Origin of the sequence: Flavobacterium sp., assembly GCF_035299245.1 — a bacterium.
In the GTDB taxonomy this organism is placed as follows: Bacteria; Bacteroidota; Bacteroidia; order Flavobacteriales; family Flavobacteriaceae; genus Flavobacterium.
Genome location: NZ_DATGWY010000016.1, coordinates 150,223 through 169,753, shown reverse-complemented (window position 1 = coordinate 169,753; position 19,531 = coordinate 150,223). Strand labels below are relative to the sequence as shown.

The following is a 19,531-nucleotide window of genomic DNA, read 5'->3' as shown; positions in this document are numbered from 1 at the left end:
TCAATGTCAATTTCAATTTTAAACCAGCATTCCAGCTATTGTTCCGTTGCAGACTTCAATTCCGGATGCATTTATCATTTTTACTTTGCATTTTAGTTTACCAAATCGGAAATAAATTTTCTCCGAAATCACGGTCACTTTTTCGTTGGGATAAACAGGTTTTAAAAATTCTATTTCATTTGATGTTAAGGCAATTAGACTATTTTTATTAATGTTGTCATTCACTAAAAAAACACCTAAACACACTACTCCGATTTGCGCCATTACTTCCGTTAAAATGACTCCAGGTGTTACCGGATGGTCTTTAAAATGACCTTTATAAAAATCGGATGCTGCATCAAAAGTATAGTTACCTTCTACTCCATTTTCATTGATTGAAACAATTTCATCCACAAACAAAAACGGCTTGGAATACGGCAATTTTGAGATAATTTCTTTGCTATTCATCACTTTAAAACTCTACTAAAATGCGTTGTGCTGAAAATCCGGGTCCAAAACTCAACATTAATCCTTTTTCACCTTTATTGGGCTTCGAATCCATGATGCGCTCCAAAACATACAAAACAGTTGCACTTGACATGTTTCCATATAAACGCAAAACCTCTTTAGTATCGTTTATGTTTTTTCCCAAATCTGAAAATAAATCGTCTACTGTATTTACAATTTTTTTTCCGCCGGGATGAAAAATAAGATGGTCTATATTTTCAATTGCCAAATCATTTTTCTTCAAAAAAGGATGAATAATATCTGGAAAATGCGATGAAATAGTCTCTGGAACTTCAATATCCAACACCATTTGCAAACCCGAATTGGTCAATTTAAAACCCATCATGTGAATGTTGTCATAAAAATGATACATTTCTTCAGCAATTATTTCTGGGCCTTCATCTTCTTCATTAGATGATAATAAAACACAAGCTGCACCATCTCCGAATATAGCCGCACTGACAATATTAGCCATCGAAAAATCATCGAGTTGGAAAGTGGCTGTTGGACTTTCAACAGCAATTACAGCGGCGCGTTTTCCGGGATTGGCTTTAAGGAAATTTTTGGCATAAATAATACCCGAAATTCCTGCGGCGCAGCCCATTTCAGTTACAGGTAAACGCACAATATCTTGTCGTAATTGAAGCGAATTGATTAAGTAAGCATCGAGTGACGGAATCATAATTCCGGTGCAACTTACCGTTATAATGTAATCCAAATCCGTTGGTTTCCATTGAGCTTTATCGAGTGCTTTTTGAAGTACTTTTTCACCCAAATCGATTACTTCACGCACGTAAATATCGTTTCGTTCCTCGAAAGAGGTTTTGGTAAACACTTTAACAGGATCCATGATTGAATAACGCTTATCCACCATCGCACCTTCAAAAATCTTCTTTACTTTTCGAATGAAACGCGGTTCTTGATCGATCAACCAAGCGTCTAGAAAAGGTAAGATTTCTTCCGTGGTTCGAGAGAATTGGGGTAATTGCTTAGCAACTGTTGTTATTTTTACACTCATTTTTACTGCGAGACACGAATCCATCGCGTACTCAAATTTAGTATTGTTTTTGGATGATCCATTGATAGCGAAAAGCCCATTTCCATTGAATGGTGTACTTTTTAAAACCTAATTTTTCAGAAAAATTTTCTAATTCATTTCTTTTGAATCCACGTAAAATGGAAACTAAACCATCTTCTTTTGACATTGTATTCAAATTAAATACAAAGCACAAAGCTTGAAACAAACGATAAGCGACTGAACTTCGATGCAAATCATTGATGACTATTCCGATATTGGCATTTTTATAAAAAACCGACATTAATTGGAGTAGTTCTTCGTCTTTAAAATGATGCAATGTCAAGGCACATAAAACGATATCGTAGTGTAGCGAATTGAAATTATCCTCAAAAATATCTTCGCACAAGTAACTTATTGATGGATACTGTTGGGATAACTCTTTGGCATGGTTTATTGTAAATGGATTAGCGTCTATTCCGATTAATTTGAATTTAAGTTGTTGTTTTTGACCAAAATCAGCCAATGTTCGCAACATATCTCCATTTCCGCAACCAATATCCACTATAGTTAACTCTTGATTTAAATTTGTGTTATTCAATAAACTTTGAACTCCTTGTAAAGTTAGTTTGTTTCCGCCTAAAAGTTGGTTGATTTTTGCAATTTTATCCAAAGCATCTCGAAGAGTTTCACCTTCAAGAGCAAAATCATCCATTATTTCGGGTTTATTGGTTCGATATTTAGTACTTATTGGCATTCCAATTTATTTAAAACGATTTTCCATGAGTTCGTTTGATGATTGCATTTAACAAAAAAGGAAATACTATCAATATACGCATCAACGCTTCTGCAAGTTTTGGTTTTTGCATTGTTTTGGCTAATAAACGACCTGTTTTTAGTCGGGATTTAAAATTAGCATTCCATAACTTTTTGTATTTATTTTCTAATTCTTGTCGGGTTTTGATTGCATTATTTTTAAAATCGATGAGTAATTCAGAAGCAATTTTAGCGCTGTGAACCGCCATTGCCATTCCGTTTCCACACAAAGGATGAATCAATCCTGCGGTGTCACCAATCATCAAAATATGATTTTCTACGGCACGTTTTTCTTCGAACGAAATCTGACTAATGGTGAGTGGTTTTTCAAAAAGTAATGTTGAATTTTCAAATACTTCATTCAAATGCGGATTTTGTTTGACCACAAGGTTTTGAAAGTCGTTACTATTTTTATATTCTTTAAACTCTTTGTATTCGACTAAATAACAAATGTTGATGATGTTATTTTCTACTTTAGAAACGCCGCAATAACCACCTTTAAAATTATGTAAACCAACCAAATCATTAGGGAATTTACCCGAATAATGAGCTTTTACAGCCAGCCAAGGAGATTTTTTCTGAATGAAATCGCGATTCATTTTAATGTCTATTTTGGATCTTTTTCCAAAAGCACCGAGAACAAAGTCGGATTTTAAAATTGTGCCTTCAGCAGTTGTAATTGTGAATTTTTCATCTGAAAAAATGACATCAACGACTTCTTCTTGTATGATTTTACAACCTTTTTCAATGGCTTTTTTATAGAGATAAAAATCCAATTCATACCGACTAATCCCGAAACCACCTAAAGGTAATTTTGTGTCAATTGTAGTTCCGTCATTGGTAGAAAATTGTAGTTTAGTAATGATGGAAGGCTTTAAGTCGGCAATATTTATATCAAGTGAATTGAAATAATTTAAGACTTCATTCGAAATGTATTCTCCACACACTTTATGCTTGGGAAATTCATTCTTTTCAATAATAATCACAGATGCATTATGTTGCGCAAGATGAATTCCGGCTATCAATCCAGCCAAACCACCACCAATTATACTAATCTGCGAATCATTCATACTTCGTAAAAATACTGAAAATGATTTGCTAAAACATTACAGAATTATAAAATAATATTACACCATTTTTAGAGGTAAAGCAGTAAGCGATTAAGTTAGAAAATCAATGAAGTTTATTGGGTTTGCATCAAATCAATCAATAATTATTTTTTGATAGTTCATATTGCCTTCATTCATCAAATGAACTGCATAAACACCTTTTGTTAAATTACTTATATCAATAGTTGCGTTGTTACTAATTACTCCAGATTGGACAATTTTACCTAAAACATCCGAAATTTGGTAATCTGCCGTAGTTCCAACAAAAGTAATATTGATGTAATTATTGGCCGGATTTGGAGCAATTTTAAAGCTAGAAATGGTGTTTTCATTAACCGATAATGCTCCGTATTTAGCTTCAGCATACAGCGAATTGTCGCATTCCAACTCATTGATGTTTTGACCAAGCATTGGTAGAATTTCATAGTTTCCACTAGCTGTATTAACAATATACAAGCCAGCGGTAAAGTTGGCATCAAAACCAACAAAAATCATTGACTCTGAATCTTGGTCATAGGTTCGATTTGAGAATTGATATCCATAAATATTTTCAAGTGTAACTATTGATGATAGTTCACCTGTATTAGGATTCAAACTTCCTACCATTATTTGATTGAAATTGCCTGTAACCGGATTGTAAATGGAGTACATGGCATAAATAGTATTGGTTTCATTACTAAATTCCAAGCCAATATTTCCGCTGTTATCGGTGTTAGATAATGGAATAACAGTGTAGGTAAAAGGTTGAGAGGCAACTGAGGCAGTTACTAATTTAACTACATTGTCTTCTAAAATCAAGAAATAATATTTTTTAGAATTACTATCGTAACAAGTCGAATCCGGAAAATATCCAGTTCCTGCATTAAAAGAAAAGGAACCTAAGTTAGTTTGTGTTCCTGAAAAAGGATTAAATTCACTTAAAAACACATTGTTATTTGAATCACTGTCATAAGTATATACCAATCCATTTTCCATATCTACTTCAGAGCCACCATTGAAAATATTCTCGATTGGAGTCAACGAAATTGATTCTGAATTCGTGTTGAATTTAATTAACCGTGCTAATGTATTTCCAGTCGTATTGTCTAATACACGAGCAAAATAATTCGCTCGCTTTGAATCAAAGGCCGATGAACCCGATATAATTCCTTGAACATTTGTAGTATACACATTGTCAAATTGAGTTTCTCCTGCGTTCCATCGCACTATTGATGTTTCTTGTGTATCATAGTTAAAGGCAATCAACTTGATTGTATTTGATTGAGCAAATGAAAAATTGCCATACACAGTAAACAATAGAGCAATAGCATAAAATAAGGTTTGAGTAATTTTATTTTTCATAACAGCTTGATTTTTAAAATTATAATCAAATTTAGTTTAAAAATAGCAATCTAAAAGTTGAACAAAAGTTAAAATAAAAAACCGCTCTATTTCTAAAGCGGCTCATCACAAAATAAACTCAAATAATCTTATAGTTTTCCGTCTTTGATTTCATCAACAATTTCTGGATTGAGCAGTGTTGATGTGTCGCCAAAGTTAGAGAAGTCGCCTTCTGCTATTTTACGTAAAATTCTACGCATGATTTTCCCCGAACGGGTTTTGGGTAAACCGCTCACAAATTGAATTTTATCTAATTTGGCGATAGGTCCGATTTGATCAGAAATCAACTGATTCACCTCTTTGGCTAAGTTGTCTCGATCACGACTCTCACCTACTTCTTTCAAAATAATGAAACCATACAGTGCATTTCCTTTGATGTCATGTGGGAAACCAACAATCGCACTTTCGGCAACCGCTGGATGCTCGTTGATTGCATCTTCAATTGGTGCAGTTCCTAAATTGTGACCCGAAACGATTATTACGTCGTCTACTCTACCCGTGATTCGGTAATAGCCAACTTCGTCTCTCAAAGCACCGTCACCCGTAAAATATTTTCCAGGAAAAGCAGTAAAATACGTTTCTTTATAGCGTTGATGATCGCCCCAAATTGTACGCGCCATCGAAGGCCATGGGAATTTGATACACAAACTTCCGGTTACTTGATTGCCTTCAATTTCGTTGCGCAATTCGTCCATTAACACCGGTTGAATTCCAGGTAACGGTAACGACGCATAAGTTGGTTTTGTTGGTGTTACGAAAGGAACTGGAGAAATCATGATTCCGCCCGTTTCCGTTTGCCACCACGTATCTACCAATGGACAGCGCTTTCCTCCTACATGATCATTGTACCAGTGCCAAGCTTCTTCATTAATAGGTTCACCTACAGATCCGATTACTTTAAGTGAACTCAATGGAAAACGTTGTACGTAATCCAAACTTTCTTTTGCCAACGCACGAATCGCGGTTGGTGCTGTGTAAAATTGATTGACCTTATGTTTTTCGATTACTTCCCAAAAACGACTGAAATCAGGATACGAAGGAACACCTTCAAAAATTACGGTGGTCGCACCATTTAAAAGTGGTCCGTACAGAATATACGAATGTCCGGTAATCCAACCAATATCGGCTGTACACCAATACACATCGTTTTCTTCGTAATTGAATATATTTTTAAAAGTATAGGCTGTGTATACCATGTAACCTGCAGTTGTATGCAACATTCCTTTTGGTTTTCCTGTAGAACCTGAAGTATAAAGGATGAATAATGGATCTTCAGCGTCCATGATTTCGGCTACATTATTCGGAATGGCTTCGTCTAAAAGAGGTTGCAACCAGATGTCGCGACCTTCTTTCATGTTGACGTTAGTATGCGTTCTTTTAACTACTAAAACTTTCTCAACACAAGGCGATTTTTCCAAAGCTTCGTCAACAATTCCTTTCAAATCGATGGCTTTGTTTCCGCGGTAACTTCCATCAGAAGTGATGACCATTTTACATTCGCAATCGTTGATTCGAGCCGAAACAGCCGATGCAGAAAATCCGGCAAAAACCACCGAGTGAATCGCTCCAACTCGGGCACAAGCTAATACAGCCACTGCCAATTCTGGAATCATGGGCAAATAAATGCAAACTCGGTCGCCTTTTTTTATACCTTGATCACGTAATACGTTGGCCATTTTAGCTACTCGAGCATACAATTCGTTGTACGATATATGTTGTGCTTCTTCGCTCGGATCGTTGGGTTCGAAGATGATTGCTGTTTTTTCACCTCTTTTAGCCAAATGACGATCAATGCAATTTTTAGTGATGTTTACTTTGGCATCAACAAACCATTTGAACTTGGCTTCTTGCATATCAAATTCGAGTACTTTATCCCATTTTTGATACCAAGTAAAGTTTTCATCGGCAATACGATCCCAAAATTTGCGGGGTTCACGTACCGATTTTTTATACATTTTAAAATAATGCTCTAAATTCTGTATACTGTAGTAACTCATTGTTCTTCTCTTAATATTATTTGTTTGTAATGTAAATGTAAGGATTCTGTTCAAGTGAAAAAGAAAATTCTTGCTAAATAGATATAGTTATTTTTAGAATAAATGAACTTAGAATAAAGAAAAAAGATGCTACTCTGTTTTTCATATCAATTTATCTGAATGAACCTATTTTACTGTGTTGAAAAACTTCGGTAATTTCATCTATAATAGCTTCATCATCAATAGTTGATGGAATTTGGAAATTCTCACCATCAGCAATACTTCTAAGCAATTTGCGTAGAATTTTTCCTGAACGAGTTTTCGGCAATCGTTGCACAATAACCACGTCGCGCAAAGAGGCAACTGCGCCAATTTGTTCGCGAACCAATTGAACTACTTCGTGTTGCAATTGAAAATGCTCGATACTTTCACCAGATTTGTTGACTACCATTGCTAACGGAACTTGGCCTTTAAGTTCATCGTTGATTCCAATAACAGCACATTCTGCTACCGAATGATGAGAAGAGACAATTTCTTCCATTTCGGCAGTTGATAATCGATGGCCAGCCACATTGATGACATCATCTACTCTTCCTGTGATAAAAATATAATTGCTTTCGTCTTTGAAACCACCATCTCCAGAAAAATAATAACCTGGAAATTTATTGAGATAGCCTGCTTTGAAACGTTCATTATCGTTCCATAAATCGAGCATGGTTCCCGGAGGTAAAGGCAACTTAATGACTACATAACCTTCTTCATTCGGACCTAATTCTTGACCATTTTCGCCAAAAATCCGGATGTCATAACCCGTTACTGCTTTTCCGGCCGAACCAGGTTTGATAGGTAAATACTCTACTCCCATCATAATGGCAATCATTGGCCAACCCGATTCGGTTTGCCACCAATGGTCGATGGCTGGAACCGGAATGTGTTCGCGGTACCATTCTAATGTAGCCACATCGCATCGTTCGCCCGCTAGAAATTGAGTTCGCAAACACGATAAATCGTATTGTTTTATGAATTCTCCGTTTGGATCTTCTTTTTTAATGGCTCGAATGGCTGTTGGTGCCGTAAACATTACGCTGACTTTATGTTCGGCAATGACTCTCCAAAACGTACTCGCATCGGGAGTTTTGATTGGTTTTCCTTCAAAAATTACAGTCGTGTTTCGGTTGATTAGCGGACCATAAACAATGTAACTATGTCCGACAACCCAACCCACATCCGATGCTGCCCAGAAAACTTCATCTGAATTTACCCCATAAATATAGTTCATTGAAAATTTAAGTGCTGTAGCATAACCTCCTGTATCTCTGACAATTCCTTTTGGTTTTCCTGTAGTTCCTGAGGTATATAAAACATACAATGGATGAGTTGATTTTACAGGAACGCAAGGAGTTTCTTCTGAACCATAAACCAACGCATCGTAATCCACATCGTACTTTTTAAACGGAATTCTTGCGCCTAACTTTCGGTTGAGAACAATAACTTTTTTGGGTTTGTGTGAGGCTAATTCAATGGCTTCATCAACCAAAGGTTTGTAGGCTATCAGTCGGTCGATTTCTATTCCGGATGAAGCAGTAATAATCAATCTTGGTTTACAATCGTCAATTCGGATGGCGAGTTCATGTGGAGCAAATCCGCCAAAAACTACTGAATGCGTTACTCCTATTCTAGCGCAAGCCAACATTGCAAAAGCTGCTTGTGGAATCATTGGCATGTAAATAACAGCGGTATCACCAGTTTTTAACCCGAGTGAGATCATTCCGCCCGCTAACTTAGCAACTTCTGTTTTTACTTCATTGAAAGTATATTTCTTAACAGTTTGAGTAACGGGTGAATCGTAAATAATGGCAATTTGTTCACCAAATCCATCTTGAATGTGTTTGTCTAAAGCCAAATAACAAGCATTTAAATCTCCATCTTTGAACCAAAGTGGGTAATCATTATTGTCTTTTGATAGAATTGTGGTTGGTTTGGTGTACCATTCTATTTGATCTGCTTGTTCTTTCCAAAAGTCTTCAGGAGATTGAATGCTTTTAGAGTAAAATTCTTCGTAATTCATTGGTAATGGATAGTTTGTGGTTGTTGTAATAGTATAGTAAATGTAGTTATTTTCAAGGTACGATTTCAAAAATTATTGCTAAATAGATATACACGAAATCGATTTCGTTAAGTGCAAAAAAAAAGACTGAATTATTACGTTCAGTCTTTCAATTTATAATTGTTTTGCTACTTAAGAAATCAACTCCATGACTTGTTCAACTACTTTTTTGATGGAAAAAGGTTTGGTGAGATACGCATCCGCTCCGAGTGCTAATCCTTTTTCGATGTCACTTTCTTTATTTTTAGCCGAAAGGAAAATGACTTTGGTATGTTTAAGATTATCATCTTTTCGAATTTGTTCGATTGTGGCATAACCGTCTACCATTGGCATCATTACATCCAAAATGATTACATCAGGATAACTTGTTTTTACAATATCTAACGCTTCTTGACCATCACGAGCGATGAATACTTCAAAATTGTTCTTTTTGAAAGTATACTCTAAAGACATTACAATATTAGGTTCGTCGTCTACGATTAAAATCTTTTTCATATTTTATTATTCAATATTCTTATTCTTGGGTAATGTAAACACTACACATGCACCTTTTATACTTGATTGCGCCCAGATTTTTCCTTTATGGTGTTCAATAATCTGCTTACAAATCGCCAATCCCAATCCGCTACCAACAGGTTTTTTTATGTTTTGGTTGGTCGATTGATAAAACTTTTCAAAGATAGCTTCAAAATCGTTCGGATTGATACCTTTACCGTTATCTTGCACTAAAGTATGAATAAAATCATCTTTTTCAAACACTTGAATTGTAATTAATCCTTCATCATCAGGGCAAAATTTGACGGCATTCGAAATCAAATTAGTGATTACCTGAACGATACGATCTTCATCATAATAAGCTGTTACCTTGTCTTTGCTTTCTATGTGAACTGCTATTTTTTTGTTCTTGATTAATTGTTGCAAAGGCTCGATTGCATTTTCAATGGTGTGAATTAAATTATTTTTAGACGGATTGATGGTTTGTTTACCTGTTTCGAATTTCTCTAAATCAAGAATTTTATCAATCAGGCGATTCAAACGATCGGATTCGGATATGATGTTTTGCAAAAATTGCTTTTTGAGCTCGTCTGGAATGTCATCGTCATCGTGTAAAATCTCACTAGAAGCACGAATTGCAGTAATTGGTGTTCTGAGTTCGTGCGTAACGGTATCTAGAAATTCGTCTTTTTGTTTGTCTTTAAGCATCAACGACTCGTTGGCGTCTTTTAGTTTAGCCGAGATTTCTTTCAATTCATTTGACGTTTCGGTAAGTTTTTTATTGATGATGATATTTTCTTTGGATTCTTCTAAGATTTTCAACACTTCAGGTAAAGTGATTTTTTCTTCTTTGACCACACTTGAAATTAAAATTCGTGCTGAAGCCGTTCCGATGTGACCTGTAAGTAGATTTTCAGAAAACTTGATCAATCGTGCATCGGCCAATTCAATATTTGAATCAACATTGTATTTTACATTGAAAATATGCATGGCACGTTTGGTACGTTCTTCTCCTAGGAAGCGAATCAATACTTTTTCAATATCATTACGGTACGCAGTTCCTTTCCATATAAAAGCATTTTCGTGATTGGTAATGTATTTATTGATGTCGACAAACATTTCGGCATAATTGCGTTCGCGGTAATTCCCTTTAAAACTAACCGAAACCGAAAAATAAGTAATTGTATTGAACAGCATACTCCAAAACAAAGCATGCGGAACAGGTTGCAAATAATCCAAACCAAATAGTTGAAAGGGTTTAAGCAATTGGATTCCCATGAAACCTTCGGTTATAAAGTTACTATCACTCGATGAAATTCCGATGCTGTATGGAATTAAAAGTGTGTAAATACAAACTGCAAATCCGACTAAAACACCATAAATTGCTCCCAAACGCGAACCTCTTCGCCAAAATAAAGCACCGAAAAATGCGGGTGCTAATTGAGCAATAATGACAAAAGCTACTAATCCTATTGAAACCAAACTATAATCCAATCCAAAGAAGCGATAGATAAAATACGATAGAATAATCAGAGAAAAAATACCAATTTTTCTACTATTCAAAATGGTTTTACTACTGATGGTTTCAGCACTTTTTAATTTTCCTAAAAGATTATACGGAATTAATATATTGTTGGTCACCATAGTGGAAAGTCCGATTGATGATACTACAATCATCGAAATGGCAGCTGAAAATCCGCCTAAAAACACCATAACGGTGAGCACTTTGTTATTGAATAACTGCGGAATCAAAAGCGAATAAGCATCTGAGTTCACTTCTTGACCATCAAATAGAAAATTTCCGCCCCAAGCAATTGGATACACAAAAATATTGAAGATTAACAGGTATAGTGGAAACAACCAAACAGCAGTGTTGATGTGGTTTTCACGATTGTTTTCGATTACTCCAACTTGAAATTGTCGTGGCAACAAGAATATGGCAAACATCGATAAAATACAAAGTAAAAACCAGTTGATGGCTTGAGGCAAACCACCGATAGTATTTTTTTCTTTGAAATGTTCTAAAGTTGATGCTTTTTGGTAAATATCATTAAAACCATCAAACACAAAATAGGTCACATAAACCCCAATGATGACGAAGAAAACCAATTTCAAAACACTTTCCATGGCTACTGCAGTAACAATTCCTTTGCGTTTTTCGGAAGCATCTACATAACGCGTTCCGTAATACGATGAAAACAAGGCCAAGGCAACCGCTACATAAGTAGTTGTGTCGTCAAAAATATACGAACGGATTTCAGTATTGGTTACCACATGAAACGTTTCGGCGATGGCTTTGAGTTGCAAAGCGATGTAAGGTAAAATTCCGGTTAAGCAAATAACAGTTACAATAGCTCCTAAAAAACGACTATTTCCATACCGCAAGGAAATAAAATCGGCTATACTTGAAATTTTGTTTACTCTTGAAATTCGGATGATTTTCTTTAGAATTAAAATCCACGATGGCGCAATAATTATTGGTCCGAGGTAAATGGGCAAATAGCTTAATCCACTATCTGCTGCTACACCAATACTTCCGTAGTACGTCCAAGCGGTGCAATACACAGCCAATGATAAAGTATAAACATACGGATTATTTGTCCATTTACTGTTTCCTTTTTTTTCTGCCCAGTGTGCGATGTAAAAAAGTACAGCTAAATAGCCCGATAGAATCACTAAAAGGATTATACTATTCATTGTATCGTTTTACAATTAAAAAAGAAGCTAAAATAGAAAACAACCAGATAGAGAAAAAATAAATATAAATGACTGGAAATCCGAACAAATTCTGAGCCGAATCAAACAATAAAGCAATAGGAAGATTTAATCCTATGAGCAAAATCATTGAAACGATTACAAGTTTTTGTTGGTGTCTTTTTTTCATTTTTACACTAAAGCCTTAAGGCACTAAATTAATTTATTTTTTCAAATATATATAAAAACCCAAAAGCCCTTATAAAAATAAGAGCTTTCAGTGCTAACCAATAGCAATCTAATTAATCATCGTACTCATCGGTGATTGCATACCAACCAAAAATGGTCAAACCGGTAACAACCATGGGTAAAAGAATGAAAAATATGATAATTCCAAATACCAAATCATCTTGTTTTCCAGAAGTCAATTTTCCTCCGAAAATACCAATTGCATAATAAGCAACTGCTGCTGCTAAAGCAATCCAAACTATTCCTAAATATTTTTTTAATGTGTTCATAATTTTGGTGTATTAATCGTGAAGAGTATTAATTTTTTTATCGATGTAAATCATTCCGATGACAAAACAAACGGCTGCAATTCCGATGGGATACCAAAGGCCTTCTAAATAGAATTCGGCATCTCCGGCATCTTTAGCCTGAGTAACAAAATAAGTTGAAATGGCTGGAAGTAATCCTCCAAATATACCATTTCCTACGTGATAAGGCAACGACATCGAAGTATATCTGATTTTTACTGGGAACATTTCTACTAAGAATGCTGCAATTGGTCCGTACACCATAGTTACAAAGATTACTTGTATGAAAACCATGAAAATCAAGAACCAACGATCACTATTATTGATTGTTTTGGTAACTTTCGTTTCAATTTTATCTTTTCCTTTATCATCCAGCATTACTTTTCCGTTTTCAAAATGAATGGTTTTGATTTCTTCTACTTTTGTGCCGTCTGAATAGGCTTTAGTTGTAGTGTAAATAGAATCCATTTTAGCAGCATCAACTTCTTTTATGGATGGAACTGTTTTTGTTTGATCAACAAGTTCTGTTTTTAAAGTTAAATCAGTTGAAGCATACATGGCTCTGTAAATTGGGCGGTACAATAATATGGCCAATAACATACCTGCCATCATGATTGATTTTCTTCCTAATTTATCACTCAACCAACCAAATACTACGAAGAATGGAGTTCCTAAAATTAAGGCAACACCCAATAACATATCCACTTGTGAAGAATCAATGCTTTGTACTGTTTTTAGGAAGTTCATAGCATAGAATTGTCCTGTATACCAAACCACACCTTGACCCATTGTAGCTCCAAATAAAGCCAACAAAACAAATTTTAAATTGTATTTGTGTCCGAAACTTTCTTTTAAAGGATTTGTTGATGTTTTACCTTCCGATTTTGCTTTTGCAAAAACTGGTGATTCATGCATATTTTTACGAATCATGTATGAAATATAAACCATCAAGATGGATACCCAAAAAGGAACTCTCCAACCCCATTCGTCAAACGCTTCTTTGGATAAGGCAGCTTTGGTTAATAAGATTACCATCAATGAGATAAATAAACCTACTGTTGCAGTAGTTTGAATCCATGAAGTCCAATATCCTTTTTCGCCTTTGGGTGCATGTTCAGCTACGTAAGTTGCGGCTCCACCGTATTCACCACCAAGGGCTAAACCTTGAAGTAAACGAAGGATCAATACCAAAACTGGCGCTGCAAAACCAATGGTTTCATAACTCGGAATACATCCGATTACAAAAGTGGCTCCACCCATCAACATTAATGTTACCATGAAAGTATATTTTCTTCCGATTAAATCGCCTAATCTTCCGAAGAAAAGTGCACCAAACGGACGAACTACGAAACCTGCAGCGAATGTAGCTAAGGTTGATAAGAATGCAGCTGTAGGATTATCGGTTGGAAAGAATTTGGTAGACAATACAACGGCTAAACTACCAAAGATGTAGAAGTCGTACCATTCAATCATTGTACCCATTGAGGAAGCGGAAATCACTTTCCAAATTCCGGTTGTTTTTTTGTCGCTCATAATTATTTTTTTAGATGGTTAATGGTTTAAAATGAATAAGCGCATGAAATCATGGCTCTGAAGTTGGCTACATCTTTTTGGTTTAAATCGGCTGTAGCATTTGCATTTGCATTTAAATCGCCCCAAGTAGCAGTAGTGTATTCTAATTCAGGTGTTATTCTGAATTTGTTTTGCTTGAAATCAACTCTTCCTGAAATTCTCATCACGTTATCCACTACTCTAGTTCCAGAAACACCTCTCATGTAGTATTTTACAGTTTCGCCAGCAGCAAGCCCATTTTTGTCTACACCATCATTTTTGGTATATCCGAAGAATAAACCAGGTGCTATTTTTTTGCCATTGCCAGCAATATCAAACCAAAAAGCGGTAGTTTTTGAAGATTCGTATTTCTCTGCTTGTCCGGGTTCGGTGTAACCAACGAAACCGCCTAACATTACTAAATTGTACATATCAGTTCCTGTGATTCCGTATCCTTTGATGTGGAATTTATCGTTTGAATATTTAAAATATCCCACAAATGAAGTGCTGTTTGCTTTTTCATCTGATACTTTTCCACCTGATTCAGTTAAAGGTTGTAATGATTTGAATTCGGCTCCCAAACCTGCAATCCAATTTTTGTTTTTGAATTGAAATTGACCATGAAAAGTAGGGATTGGTGAGTTGATTGATGCTGAGTTTTGAGTTCCTCCAGCGGCAGTTTGAGTGGTAAATTCTCTTTCTTTATAGGCTGTTACAGCAAATGAAAGTTCTTTGGTTAAATTTTGTTTAAGGCGAACTTGGGAAGCCCAACCAAATGGATTGAATAAAATTCCAGTACTGAAATTAGCAACTCCAGGAAAAACTTCTGGAATAAAAGTTGGGTACCATGTTTGTCCCATTGTTAGAGAAGTTTTAGACCAATCTAAGTTTACATACGCATGACGCAAACGAAACAAACCAATTGAAGCTTCTGTATTTCCGAAGAAATCACCTTCTAAAGTACCATTTACTTTTGCTCCCCAAACATTAGGTCCTTTTGCTTTAACACCTAAACGAGAAACAACTGATAAAAAGTTAGAAGCACCAGCATCATTTAAATCGGCTCCATTAGCATCTAAAACTTCATCTAAAGGATATAAGTTTAAGTTGTATTCTCTTACTTGAGCTGATTTACGAGTATCCCAGATGTAATCGGTTCTAACAAAACCGTAAAGGCTTACATCCCACTCTTTTTCTGCAGGAGCAGCTGGCGCTGGCGTTGCTGTAGTTGTCGTTTGTGCATTTCCTGTAAATGAGAAAGCAACAAAAGACAATAAAATAATTTTTTTCATAAGGTTTAAAATTTGGTTAGTAATACATTTTTTGCATGACCAAATTCTAAATTTTTGTGAATGAAAAAAATTATGATATATATTTATGTAAACTACTATAGTTAATCTTTAAAACGCTCCCATTTTATGAGCATAAATTTGTCCCCTAATTCGGTAATAATCATCCCAGCTCCTTTTAATTGTTCCTTGTTTTTTAAGAATTCCACTAATTCTAAATGGTTATATATCTTATATGTAGGATGATAATCTGTATGATTTGGTTTAGTGACTTTGTACTCTTTCACCCAATTACTTATTGTAACATGCGAAACCCCAATAATACGCTCAATTTCTCTGAAACTCAAGCCTTCTAAATACAACTGCAAAGCTTTAGTAACATAATAGCTATCAATCTTTTTACCTAGTTTATTAACCGTAAAATAATAGTTGCAGCTTTTGCATAAATACCTTTGTCGGTCTTTGATGACACCGCTTTTAACAATAGTATCACTTTGGCACTTTGGACAAGCAACAATTTCCATATATATAAATTTTGCATAAATATACTAATTTAGCAAATATACAAAAGCATTTTTTATACTTTTTTTGGATAAAAATTATTCACTATGCAATTTTAAAGGGAAATAATTGTGTTAAGTGTAATTTTTAGGAATTTTACAAAAAACGAAAGTTTTTCAAGAATTATAATCCATTTTAAAGTAATCTTCTATCCAATGCAATGATGCTATTTAAAAACGGGTATTTATACTCTATTACAACCATAGGATATGAATTAAATTTGAACAACTTAACTAACCAATTATCATAAACTATGGCACAAAAACCGGACAACCCGAAAAAAAACAATGCTTCTAACAACAGCAAAAACAAACAAAACAATGTTTTGAAAAATAAACCCTCAGCAAACGATGTAACTTGTTGGGACAGTAATGGAAATCTAAAAGTGGTTACTCAGCGACTCGAAGAAATGTTTGTAGAAATGGGTCAAAAAACCCGAATTGAAAATGGTCAAAAACCTGCTGAACGTCCAGTTTTCAGGAAACAGCACGGAATTGCATATGGAAACTTTGTTATAAATAAAGACATTGATCCAAAATTTAAAATTGGTATTTTTAGCGGAGAATCGTATGAATGTGCGGTTCGTTTTTCAAGTGATACCTCGCCTACTTCACCCGATTTGTATTCAACACTTGGAATTGGATTAAAACTATTTGGAGTTAAAGGCCCCAAACTACTTGGTGAAGGCAATAACGCTGATTTTATCTTTCAAAATATTGATCGATTTTTTGCTCGTGACGCACAACAAATGTGCAGTTTCACAACCGCTGGTGTGGTCGACAAAGATTACGACACCTATATTAATCATCATCCCGATGTGTCTGAAATCTTAAACGCTATGACCAAAGTAGAAGCAAGTTGCCTAAGCGCAAGTTATTGGGCTATTTTGCCTTTCAAATTAGGCGATAAACAAATCGTAAAGTACCGTTTAGTTCCAGACGATACTTATCAAGGCGCACCAGCAGATGACAACAACTACTTGGCACTTGATTTACAACAGCGTCTTCGCAATCAATCCGTTAAATTTCGATTTGAAATTCAACTCCGTACCAATGACAAAACAATGCCATTAGATGATGCTCAAGTGGTTTGGAGCACAGAAGAAAGTCCGTACCTATGCATCGCCGAACTTCATTTTCCTCAGCAAGACATCTGTGGTATTGGTCAATCGGAATTTGGAAATAATCTTTCGTTCAACATTTTTAGAACATTAGCAGAACACGAACCTCTCGGATCTATTGCTGCTACCCGAAAAGTAGTATACGCAGCAAGTTCAGAAGTTCGACATCAAGCCAATGGTTTATCTACTCAAGAGCCCAATCAAATTAATCGTCCTTTTAAAGGCAATGATGATGAAAATAGTGATTGCATTGTAAAAGCAGGTATCTACCCACCAATTGGTGTAATGCGTGTTGGAAATAGCGAAAAAGAATTCTTTGTTGGACCATTAGTTTCAGAACCGGTTCCAATGTCTGATGAAAATGCGTACAGAGACGAAACAGGCGCTTTAAAGCGTCAAGCTGCTCAATTTAGAATCTACGGATTCAATGCTGCTGGTAAAGCGATAAAAGAATTAACTACAGAGAATTCCAAAATTACATGGTATTCTCATCTTGCCAACCAAAAAGCCTCTTGGTATCAGTTTCAGATGGCTTTGGATATTCCTGATGCTACTACTGCTCCACCTTCTTTTTTGAGAAATATCGATGTCAAAGATCGAAGTTCTCTGATAATTGATGGTGGCGAACAATCGGTTGGGAAACCTAATGTGAAAAGCGGACATGAATTTATAGGTAAATTCCAAGGAAAACCTGTATACCTCGGAGAAATGCAAACCGATGCAAAAGGACGTTTGCTAATGCTTGGAGGTCGTGGTTTATCAGAAAATTTGAATGGTGATATTGCTATCACTTTTGCCAATAATGAAGGTTGGTACGACGATATTTCAGATGGTCCAGTAACAGCTGATGTTGAGTACAACGGAGTACAACTCAAAGTTGATCCTGCCTGGGTTGTTTGCGCTCCACCTGATTATGCACCTATGCAAAAATCAGTCCGAACTATGTGGGATCTAATGAGAGATGTTGCGGTAAGTTCGGGAATGTTGACTCGACCCACTCGTCCTTCATTTACCAAAGATATTTTACCCATTTTTGAACGAATGACCAATTTGCAATGGGTTAATGCCGGATTTGCAGCTGCTTTTGGTTGGGGTGGACAATTTGATTATACTACATCCCAATGGAAAGTTCGATTGAACGATCCTTCTCCTGCCAATATAGAAATGCGTCGAACCATTTCAAATAATTTCAGACGATTTGATGTTTCAGGTGCCGAAGCACCACAATTATGGCCTTGGTTGTACGGAGATGCGATTAGTATACCTACTGAAGGTTCGGTAAGACAACATACTACTCTGTCTAATTTGCAACTCTCCTTTCTTGACCAATGGGTTATGGGTGATTTTGATGCTGATTATGTTGATATGACAGGTTGTCCTTATGTTCCAGAGCCAATAACATTAGATAAACTACCAGTAGCTGAACAACCAGACATGATGACGCGTGCTGCAATGGAGTTTTGTCTAGCCGATGCCTTCCATCCGGGTTGTGAAATGACATGGCCAATGCGTACTGCGGGAATGTATATGGCACCTTTTCGACTATTACATGCTCCAAAAACGCCATTAGTCAACACCTCCTATTATGGTCCAACAATGAGTAGTGATGTTTTTACTTTGGCGAAAGGTCCACTTTTAGGAGGTCAAGTTGCGGGCGGAATTACACGTTGGATGGCCATACCGTGGCAAACCGACACAGCAAGTTGTCGTGATGGCTATGTATCTACTTACGATCCTTATGTTCCAACGTTTTGGCCAGCTCGAGTTCCTAATAATATTTTAGATGAAGAGCGTTACAAAGAAGCCATCAACACCAGTCTTCCAGAGGAAACTCGTAAACAAGCCTTTGCTTACAGGAGAATGTGGTTGGATGATTTACCTTTAGATGGTCAAGATCCAACCTATACTAATCAAATTAATAGCATGGTCAAATACTTTGATAAATTAGCGATTGTTCAACCTCAAAAAGGTGTTGAAAACGATCCTAATTTTCCAAGTAAAATGCAAGTCGGACTTACTCCAACTCCAGAACAAGAAGCGCGTTTATTAAATCAAGCCATGAAAGAATTGGAAGGTATTCTGAAAAGTAAAAAAGCTTTGGATAAAAATGTACAAGTTGTATTAAAATCGGCTGTTACTCAATTGTCAGATAAAGATTTATTTACTGAACAAGATTTAACAACTAGTGCAAAAGATCAATTAATTGCATTAGTCGAAACCGAATTAACGGATGATTTTAAATCATCTTCAACCGTTCAAAAATTACTGAACTTATTATCATCCAAAACCAACCAATTAGTAAGAGCCAAACACCCAGGAAGTAATCGAATTAATTTGGCCATGACCGATAAAGGGAATCGATTCCGTCGTTACAATCCTTAGTGAAGTAGTGATTT

The 19,531-nt window shown here is 35.8% G+C and carries 15 protein-coding genes; 1 reads left to right on the top strand and 14 read right to left on the bottom strand.

Translation table 11 applies throughout. From position 1 onward, the window contains the following. Positions 1-18: 18 nt before the first annotated feature. The 14 genes from VK161_RS12065 to VK161_RS12000 form a co-directional block, all read right to left on the bottom strand. Complete coding sequence (locus VK161_RS12065) at positions 19-447, bottom strand: hydroxymyristoyl-ACP dehydratase (protein ID WP_324215035.1); 429 nt, start codon at positions 445-447, stop codon at positions 19-21. 4 nt (positions 448-451) lie between these two features. Further along, the gene (locus VK161_RS12060) at positions 452-1,504 is read right to left on the bottom strand and encodes a type III polyketide synthase (protein ID WP_324215117.1); all 1,053 of its coding nucleotides are present in this window, start codon (positions 1,502-1,504) and stop codon (positions 452-454) included. Between the two features lie 37 nt (positions 1,505-1,541). Beyond that, on the bottom strand, positions 1,542-2,258 hold the full coding sequence (locus tag VK161_RS12055) for a methyltransferase domain-containing protein (RefSeq protein WP_324215034.1): 717 nt from the start codon (positions 2,256-2,258) through the stop codon (positions 1,542-1,544). A gap of 10 nt (positions 2,259-2,268) precedes the next feature. Further along, positions 2,269-3,387 (bottom strand): NAD(P)/FAD-dependent oxidoreductase, encoded by a 1,119-nt coding sequence (locus VK161_RS12050; RefSeq protein WP_324215033.1) that lies wholly within the window; start codon positions 3,385-3,387, stop codon positions 2,269-2,271. A gap of 132 nt (positions 3,388-3,519) precedes the next feature. Further along, a complete protein-coding gene (locus tag VK161_RS12045) occupies positions 3,520-4,767 on the bottom strand; it encodes a T9SS type A sorting domain-containing protein (RefSeq protein ID WP_324215032.1) in 1,248 nt (415 codons plus the stop codon). 128 nt (positions 4,768-4,895) lie between these two features. Beyond that, positions 4,896-6,803, bottom strand: a complete 1,908-nt coding sequence (gene acs, locus VK161_RS12040; protein WP_324215031.1) for an acetate--CoA ligase — start codon at positions 6,801-6,803, stop codon at positions 4,896-4,898. A 151-nt stretch (positions 6,804-6,954) separates the two neighbouring features. After that, the gene (locus tag VK161_RS12035) at positions 6,955-8,850 is read right to left on the bottom strand and encodes an acetate--CoA ligase (protein ID WP_324215116.1); all 1,896 of its coding nucleotides are present in this window, start codon (positions 8,848-8,850) and stop codon (positions 6,955-6,957) included. Between the two features lie 171 nt (positions 8,851-9,021). Next, positions 9,022-9,384: a response regulator gene (locus VK161_RS12030; protein ID WP_324215030.1), complete on the bottom strand. Its 363-nt coding sequence runs from the start codon at positions 9,382-9,384 to the stop codon at positions 9,022-9,024. Between the two features lie 6 nt (positions 9,385-9,390). Continuing rightward, on the bottom strand, positions 9,391-12,081 hold the full coding sequence (locus VK161_RS12025) for an ATP-binding protein (protein ID WP_324215029.1): 2,691 nt from the start codon (positions 12,079-12,081) through the stop codon (positions 9,391-9,393). Further along, positions 12,074-12,268, bottom strand: coding sequence for a hypothetical protein (locus VK161_RS12020; RefSeq protein ID WP_324215028.1), 195 nt, complete (start codon positions 12,266-12,268; stop codon positions 12,074-12,076). Before VK161_RS12020 ends, VK161_RS12025 begins: the two co-directional genes overlap by 8 nt. Before the next feature lie 112 nt (positions 12,269-12,380). After that, a complete protein-coding gene (locus tag VK161_RS12015; protein ID WP_324215027.1) occupies positions 12,381-12,596 on the bottom strand; it encodes a DUF6814 family protein in 216 nt (71 codons plus the stop codon). A gap of 12 nt (positions 12,597-12,608) precedes the next feature. Next, complete coding sequence (locus VK161_RS12010) at positions 12,609-14,147, bottom strand: MFS transporter (protein ID WP_324215026.1); 1,539 nt, start codon at positions 14,145-14,147, stop codon at positions 12,609-12,611. A gap of 26 nt (positions 14,148-14,173) precedes the next feature. Continuing rightward, positions 14,174-15,457, bottom strand: coding sequence for a hypothetical protein (locus VK161_RS12005; protein ID WP_324215025.1), 1,284 nt, complete (start codon positions 15,455-15,457; stop codon positions 14,174-14,176). 101 nt (positions 15,458-15,558) lie between these two features. Next, positions 15,559-15,978 (bottom strand): IS1/IS1595 family N-terminal zinc-binding domain-containing protein, encoded by a 420-nt coding sequence (locus VK161_RS12000; RefSeq protein ID WP_324215024.1) that lies wholly within the window; start codon positions 15,976-15,978, stop codon positions 15,559-15,561. Between the two features lie 290 nt (positions 15,979-16,268). Between VK161_RS12000 and VK161_RS11995 the strand changes: the two genes are divergently transcribed. Continuing rightward, on the top strand, positions 16,269-19,517 hold the full coding sequence (locus VK161_RS11995; RefSeq protein ID WP_324215023.1) for a LodA/GoxA family CTQ-dependent oxidase: 3,249 nt from the start codon (positions 16,269-16,271) through the stop codon (positions 19,515-19,517). The last annotated feature ends 14 nt before the right edge of the window (positions 19,518-19,531 follow it).

Bases quoted from the DNA above. Each gene is read 5' to 3' on its own strand.
- VK161_RS12000 (WP_324215024.1), bottom strand. From the start codon at position 15,978: ATGGAAATTGTTGCTTGTCCAAAGTGCCAAAGTGATACTATTGTTAAA.
- acs (WP_324215031.1), bottom strand. From the start codon at position 6,803: ATGAGTTACTACAGTATACAGAATTTAGAGCATTATTTTAAAATGTAT.
- VK161_RS11995 (WP_324215023.1), top strand. From the start codon at position 16,269: ATGGCACAAAAACCGGACAACCCGAAAAAAAACAATGCTTCTAACAAC.
- VK161_RS12065 (WP_324215035.1), bottom strand. From the start codon at position 447: ATGAATAGCAAAGAAATTATCTCAAAATTGCCGTATTCCAAGCCGTTT.
- VK161_RS12035 (WP_324215116.1), bottom strand. From the start codon at position 8,850: ATGAATTACGAAGAATTTTACTCTAAAAGCATTCAATCTCCTGAAGAC.
- VK161_RS12005 (WP_324215025.1), bottom strand. From the start codon at position 15,457: ATGAAAAAAATTATTTTATTGTCTTTTGTTGCTTTCTCATTTACAGGA.
- VK161_RS12060 (WP_324215117.1), bottom strand. From the start codon at position 1,504: ATGAGTGTAAAAATAACAACAGTTGCTAAGCAATTACCCCAATTCTCT.
- VK161_RS12045 (WP_324215032.1), bottom strand. From the start codon at position 4,767: ATGAAAAATAAAATTACTCAAACCTTATTTTATGCTATTGCTCTATTG.
- VK161_RS12055 (WP_324215034.1), bottom strand. From the start codon at position 2,258: ATGCCAATAAGTACTAAATATCGAACCAATAAACCCGAAATAATGGAT.
- VK161_RS12050 (WP_324215033.1), bottom strand. From the start codon at position 3,387: ATGAATGATTCGCAGATTAGTATAATTGGTGGTGGTTTGGCTGGATTG.
- VK161_RS12015 (WP_324215027.1), bottom strand. From the start codon at position 12,596: ATGAACACATTAAAAAAATATTTAGGAATAGTTTGGATTGCTTTAGCA.
- VK161_RS12025 (WP_324215029.1), bottom strand. From the start codon at position 12,081: ATGAATAGTATAATCCTTTTAGTGATTCTATCGGGCTATTTAGCTGTA.
- VK161_RS12010 (WP_324215026.1), bottom strand. From the start codon at position 14,147: ATGAGCGACAAAAAAACAACCGGAATTTGGAAAGTGATTTCCGCTTCC.
- VK161_RS12020 (WP_324215028.1), bottom strand. From the start codon at position 12,268: ATGAAAAAAAGACACCAACAAAAACTTGTAATCGTTTCAATGATTTTG.
- VK161_RS12030 (WP_324215030.1), bottom strand. From the start codon at position 9,384: ATGAAAAAGATTTTAATCGTAGACGACGAACCTAATATTGTAATGTCT.